This window comes from Campylobacter parajejuni, from assembly GCF_046764905.1.
Taxonomy (GTDB): domain Bacteria; phylum Campylobacterota; class Campylobacteria; order Campylobacterales; family Campylobacteraceae; genus Campylobacter_D.
The window spans coordinates 1-534 of record NZ_JBKORB010000035.1; the positions used below are offsets into that span (position 1 = coordinate 1).

Annotated in this window: 1 pseudogene; it reads right to left on the reverse strand. The window is 25.8% G+C overall.

The features are described 5' to 3' along the window. Positions 1 to 534: pseudogene (locus ACLL8X_RS09320) on the reverse strand (motility associated factor glycosyltransferase family protein); the annotation flags it as partial.

Below are 534 nucleotides of genomic sequence, written 5' to 3' on the forward strand. Positions count from 1 at the left end.
TGTTTGGTTAAAGAAGGTCCAGTAGAAACAATAATAGCTGTATCACTTAAAGAACTTCTTTTTAAAAGCAATTCTTTATAACTAGGATGAGTTATCATATCAGCAAGATTATAAACAAATTGTTCTATACCCTGAAGAGCATCAGCACTATCATTACCCTTTGCTAAAATAGCATTTTTAAAATTTAAAGCCAAATTCTTATTCACTTCCAATACATCTTCTTGAAAATTCTCATAATAAGAACTACTTAATTCTAAAAAATAAATTCTTGAAAAATCAAAAAAAGGCTTTTGCGAACAAAATAAAGAAAAAAACTCTATACCTAAACAAGCAGTATCAAAAAGCATTAAACTTTGTTTTTCTAATTCACTTGAAAAATCTAAAATATGAAACATCGTCCAAATAATTTCTATATCCTTTTCAAAAACAACTATATGCTTATGATGTTTATTTTGAAGTAGGGCTTTAAATAAAATTCCATTTCCAAAACCATAAAAATATAATACAGGATAAAGTAGGTATTTGTCATTGTAA